Consider the following 5,386-nt stretch of genomic DNA (forward strand, 5'->3'; position numbering starts at 1 on the left):
TTTCCCCATCGCGCATTTCCCCATCGCGCATTTCCCCATCGCGCATTTCCCCATCGCGCATTTCTAGGCGGGACGGATCATCTCGTAGAGCTCGCCGCCGCGGGAGTACAGGTTGCCGACGTGGCGGCCGATCGGATCGAGTGCGGCCTGATCGACGCGGGTCCCGTCGAGGATCGCTTCATCGACGTTGAACGCGACGACCTCACCGAACACGACGCTGCTCCCCATCGGCTCACCCCCGATGTCGACGATCTGCATGAGCCGACACTCGAATGCCGCTGGAGCTTCGGCAACCATCGGCGCATCGATCGACTCCGACTCACGCACGGTGAGTCCCGCGACCTCGAACTCGTCGACGTGTTCGGGATACGTGCCCGACGACGCGTTCATCGCCGGTCCGAGCTCGTACGTCACGATGTTCACCGTGAACACCCCGGTCGCCCGGACGTTCGCGAGCGTGTCCTTGCGGGCATGTGGTTGACCGGTCGGGGCGAACATCACCGTCGGCGGTGAGGCCGCGACCCCATTGAAGAACGAGTACGGCGCAAGGTTGTTCACTCCGTCGGCGGAGCGGGTGCCGATCCACCCGATCGGTCGCGGTACGACGAGTCCGGACAGGAGTTTGTAGGCGTCGACGGTGTCGATCTCCTCGGTGACGAAACGCTGCATCCCTGCACCATAAGGCGACATCACGTCAGGCAAGATCACGACGTACGCGTGACCGCCCTCCTGGCGAACGTGGTCCAAGAGCAACGGACACGCGAAACGGCGAGGAGGTCGAAACCTCCTCGCCGTCTTTCATCGTGACCCCGGGACCAGGGGGAGATGTGACCCGGGATCAGACTTTCGACTCGCGTCGTCGAACGTGGTTCGCATCGGATGTCGATTCGGATCAACCCACCCGACGCAGCCCGACGCAGCCCCACCCGGCCCCGTCCCGCCCGGCCCCGTCTCGCCCCGTCGTTCGCGTGAGGTGTGTGCGTTCTGGGAGCGCAGACTTCTCCCGCTTTCACCGACGGCACCGCTCCGGCGGTCGGGGCGGAGCGGTCGGCGCGGAACGGACGCGTCGGGGTGCGCTGCCGGGCTACCGGCGACGGATCAGCTGATCGCTCGAGGTGAACAGTTCACGGGCAATCCCGAGGCTCATCACCGCCGTCGTGGTCGCCACGCTTCCCAGGACGAGGTACATCACCGAAATTTGGACCCTCACCGCATCGGCCGGATCGACGCCCGCGAGGACGAGGCCGACCATCGCACCGGGCAGGGCGATGATCCCCACCGCCTTCGTCGTCTCGATCTGCGGGATCAACGCGGTGCGCAACGACTCGCGCAGCACGGGCTGGAACGCGTCGGACGCGGAGAGACCCAGCGCGAGGCGGCCCTCGATCTCGGTGCGGCGCTCACTGCTCGCGTCGAACAGGCGGCGCGACACCAGCACGGTGGCTGCCAGCGAGTTTCCGACCACGATCCCGGCGAGCGGAACGATCGTGCGGCCTTCGAGTTCGTACACGTGGAATCCGAAGAGCACCCCGAGGGTCACCAGCGACGACGCGGCGTACGCGAGCAGAGACAACGCGAAGACCGACGGCACGTCGCTGGCGCGACGCCATGTCGTGTAGGCAGCGAAGAGGTGCATCACCACGAGCCAGATCAACGAGTAGACCAGCGGATCGTCATCACCGACGACGAACTGCAACGCGAAACCGACGATCAGGAGCTGGACGAGCGCCCGGCTCGCGGCCCACAACAGTTGACGCTCGAGACCAAGGCTTCTCCACAACGACACCCCCACCGCGACAGCGATGAGGATGGCCGACGCCGCGAGCCCGGCGAGTCCGATGTCCGCGTGATTCACGATGAACCATCCGACGTGGTGGGTGTGCCGACGAACTTGCGAACTCGCGGGTCGTCGTGACGATCGAGTTCCTCGATGTGTCCGAAGGCGACGACATCTCCGTCGATCAACACGACGGCATGGTCGGCGATGCGACGCAGTTGCGCTGTGTCGTGCGTGATCCACACGAGCGGTACGCCGCCGTCGGCGAGGGTCCGAGCGAGGTCCTCGATCGTCTGTCGGGACGTGGTGTCCAGCGATGCGGTCGGCTCGTCGGCGAGCAGCACCGCCGGTTCGGTCAGCAGCGCGCGAGCGATCGTCATCCGCTGGGCCTCCCCTCCGCTCAACTGATCGCCGGGCCGATCGAGGAGGTCGCGTGGCATGCCGACGTGGTCGAGTTCGCGTTCGGCCTGCTCGGTCGTGAGGTCCGGTTGCGCGACTCGCAGATTGTCGAGGACCGTGCCCGGAAAGACCGGTGCGGTCTGGAAGATCATCGCCACGCGGCGACGTAGCTCACGGGGTTCGAGCTCGGTGATGTTGCGACCGTCGAGCTCGATCGTCCCCGAGAGTGGATCGTCGAGCCGGTTCAGAAGGCGGAGCAACGTCGACTTGCCAGCTCCCGACGGTCCCGCCACGCCGAGGATCCCCTCGCACGGGACCGACAGCGTCACCCCCTTCAGGATCGGGTCATCGGCGGGTCCGGCGACCACGTCGGTGAGCTCGAACGTCGCGGGAGCGGTCACGACGGCAACGTACCCCTCCCGACCCCACCCACGCCTCCCCGGCCCACCTCCCAGCGTTCTCGTGAACTTCTCCCGCGCTCCGTGCGCGAAGAGTTCACGAGAACACCGAAGTACTGTCGGCGCGGGAGAGGCTGATGTCCCGACGCGTGCGTTCCCTGTTGATCGTGGGGGTGATCGCTGCGCTCTTCGCTCCGGTGGTGCTCGATCGGGACAGCTTCCCGCTGTCGACCTACCCGATGTACGCCCGCACGCGCACGTCCGAGGTCACGTTCGTGACGGCGCAGGGAATCGACGCCGAGGGCGGAGTCGTCCATCTGTCGCTCGAGACGATCGGCGCGAGCGACGACCCGCTGATCGTGGCCGGTGAGTTACGAGCCGCCGTGCGTCTCGACCGAGCCGAGTCCCGATGCCGCTCGATCGCGAGTCGGGTCGGTGACGACGTGGATCGGACGGCGACGGTGGAAGCCATCGAGATCGTGACCGAACGCCACGACACCGTCGACGCCCTCCAGAACCGCTCCAGCCTGCTCCGGCGCACCGTCCATGCCCGCTGCGCGGTGGGAAGGTGACGATGACCATCTGGGATCGGCTCGTGGACTCCACCGCACCGGCCGAACGCCTCGCAGCGTTCCGCATCTGTGTCGGCGTGTTCGTGCTCACGTACCTCGTGTTGCGCGCCCCGGTGTTCTGGGCGCTCGCCGACAAGTCGAGCCCGACCTTCGACGCGCTCGGTGTGCTCGGCTGGCTCGACGACCCGCTCCCGCGATCGCTCGTCCGTGGCCTGCTCGTCGTGGCCGTCGTCGCGGGGTTCGCGATGTCCGCCGGATACCGATTCCGCGTGAGCGCACCCGTGTTCGCCGTCGCGGTTCTCCTCCTCACCACCTACCGCTCATCGTGGGGACAGCTCCTGCACTTCGAAAACCTCTTCGCACTCCACCTAGTGCTGCTGTCGGTGTCGCCTGCTTCTGATGTGTGGTCGCTCGATGCCCGCCGGCGCGGCGTCACGAGGCGCGACCCGACGACCTACGGGTTCGTGTTGCAGGTCGCGTGCCTCTGCGTCGTGTCGACCTACGTGATCGCGGGCATCGCCAAGCTCCGCCTCGGCGGAATCGAGTGGGCGGTGGGCGACACCCTGCGCAACCACATCGCCTACTCCGCGGTGCGGCTCGAACTGCTCGGCGGCGACGGATCACCACTCGCCGGCGTGGCGGTGCGCAATCCGTGGGTGCTTCCACCCATGGCGACGGCCACGTTGCTGATCGAGTTCTCGGCTCCCGTCGCACTGCTCGGCGGATGGTGGCGCAATGCGTGGGTCATCGCCGCCTGGCTCATGCACATCGGCGTCTTCGCCCTCATGCTCGTCGGGTTCCCGTACCCGCTGTTCCTCGTCGCGTTCGCCCCGTTCTTCGAGCTCGAACGCGCATGCGGCATCGCCCTGTCGATGTGGCCGCGTCTTCAGCGGCAGTCGGCGCAGAGCCCGTAGATGTCGATGATGTGTCCGGTCGGAACGAAGTCGACGTCCGCCGCGAGCTCGGCGAACGACGAGTCGAGCGTGCGTTCGAGGCGCGGTTCGAGTGTCACGTCCTGCACGAGTCCGCACTCGTTGCAGATCAGGTGGTGGTGATGCTCGGTGAGCGTCTCGGCGAGTTCGTAGTGCGCGTGATCCGCTCCATGCACGAGTCGACGAACCACGCCCGCATCCTCGAGCAGCGACAGGTTCCGATACGCCGAGCTCTGCGGGAGGTCGACCGACATCTCCAACAGCTCTGGCAGGGTGACCGGCCGATCGGCAGCTCGCAGAGCGGACACCAGCGCGCGCCGACCCGCCGTGTAGCGCAGGTCGTGGGGCGCCAAGAGGTCGGTCACCACGCGGTCGAACTCGGACATGGCTGCCATCGCGGCGCCGACGCTACCCCAGCTACCGTGCGTCGATGGGCTCCAAGCAACTCATCGAGCATCTCCGGGTCGACGGCCACCCCCGTCTGAACGATCGAGATGCCTCGCGCTCGTTCGGTTGGAAACGCGACCACGCCGAGCAACTGCTGGCCGAGGAGATGACCGCACTCGTCGACCTCCAGAAGCGGTTGTTCGCCAGCAAGGCGGCGTCGCTGCTCGTCGTCCTGCAGGGCATCGACGCGGCCGGTAAGGACTCGACGATCCGCGCCGTGATGAGCGGACTCAATCCCGCGGGCGTCACCGTTCAACCGTTCGGCGTTCCGACCGAGGAGGAAGCCGCACACGACTTCCTGTGGCGGATCCACGCGCACACCCCCGAGGACGGCCACATCTCGGTGTTCAACCGGTCGCACTACGAGGACGTGCTGGTCGTTCGGGTCAAGGGCCTCGTCCCGACGAAGGTGTGGAAGAAGCGCTACCGCCACATCCGCGACTTCGAACAGATGCTGGCCGACGAGGGCACACACATCGTCAAGATCTTCCTGCACGTGTCGAAGGACAAGCAGAAGCAACGATTCGAAGAGCGGCTGCAGCGCCCCGACAAGCGTTGGAAGTTCCGCGCCGGCGACCTCGACGATCGCAAACTGTGGGACGACTACATGGACGCGTTCTCCGAGGCGCTCGAGGAGACGTCGACGAACGACGCGCCGTGGTACGTCGTGCCCGCCGACAGGAAATGGGCACGCAACGTGTGCATCGCGCGGATCCTGCGCCACCACCTCGAGCAGATCGATCCGCAGTACCCCGAGCCCGACGACGACATCGATTTCGACAACATCGTCGTCGAGTAGCGACGGCGCGACTCGAGCCTCGAGCCTCGAGCCTCGAGCCTCGAGCCTCGAAGATGCGCGTC

6 protein-coding genes and 1 pseudogene are annotated in these 5,386 nt (G+C 66.6%); 3 read left to right on the top strand and 4 right to left on the bottom strand.

The features are described 5' to 3' along the window. Window positions 1-63: 63 nt before the first annotated feature. The 3 genes and pseudogenes from WBV89_RS18535 to WBV89_RS18545 form a co-directional block, all read right to left on the bottom strand. Window positions 64-669 (bottom strand): flavin reductase family protein, encoded by a 606-nt coding sequence (locus tag WBV89_RS18535; RefSeq protein WP_423982811.1) that lies wholly within the window; start codon window positions 667-669, stop codon window positions 64-66. Window positions 670-1,084: 415 nt separating this feature from the next. Continuing rightward, entirely contained in the window at window positions 1,085-1,855 is a 771-nt protein-coding gene (locus WBV89_RS18540; protein WP_423982812.1) for an ABC transporter permease, read from the bottom strand. Between the two features lie 235 nt (window positions 1,856-2,090). After that, window positions 2,091-2,577, bottom strand: a pseudogene (locus tag WBV89_RS18545) (ABC transporter ATP-binding protein); the annotation flags it as partial. Window positions 2,578-2,711: 134 nt separating this feature from the next. On the opposite strand from WBV89_RS18545, the gene WBV89_RS18550 reads away from it, so the two are divergent. Further along, on the top strand, window positions 2,712-3,146 hold the full coding sequence (locus WBV89_RS18550) for a hypothetical protein (RefSeq protein WP_423982813.1): 435 nt from the start codon (window positions 2,712-2,714) through the stop codon (window positions 3,144-3,146). A 2-nt stretch (window positions 3,147-3,148) separates the two neighbouring features. Next, complete coding sequence (locus WBV89_RS18555; protein ID WP_423982814.1) at window positions 3,149-4,060, top strand: HTTM domain-containing protein; 912 nt, start codon at window positions 3,149-3,151, stop codon at window positions 4,058-4,060. Here WBV89_RS18555 and WBV89_RS18560 read toward each other — a convergent pair. Next, window positions 4,033-4,473: a Fur family transcriptional regulator gene (locus WBV89_RS18560; RefSeq protein ID WP_423982815.1), complete on the bottom strand. Its 441-nt coding sequence runs from the start codon at window positions 4,471-4,473 to the stop codon at window positions 4,033-4,035. The genes WBV89_RS18555 and WBV89_RS18560 overlap by 28 nt on opposite strands. 35 nt (window positions 4,474-4,508) lie before the next feature. On the opposite strand from WBV89_RS18560, the gene WBV89_RS18565 reads away from it, so the two are divergent. After that, window positions 4,509-5,324 (top strand): PPK2 family polyphosphate kinase, encoded by an 816-nt coding sequence (locus WBV89_RS18565; protein ID WP_423982816.1) that lies wholly within the window; start codon window positions 4,509-4,511, stop codon window positions 5,322-5,324. Window positions 5,325-5,386 lie beyond the last annotated feature (62 nt).

Source organism: Ilumatobacter sp., from assembly GCF_049588435.1.
In the GTDB taxonomy this organism is placed as follows: Bacteria; Actinomycetota; Acidimicrobiia; order Acidimicrobiales; family Ilumatobacteraceae; genus Ilumatobacter_A.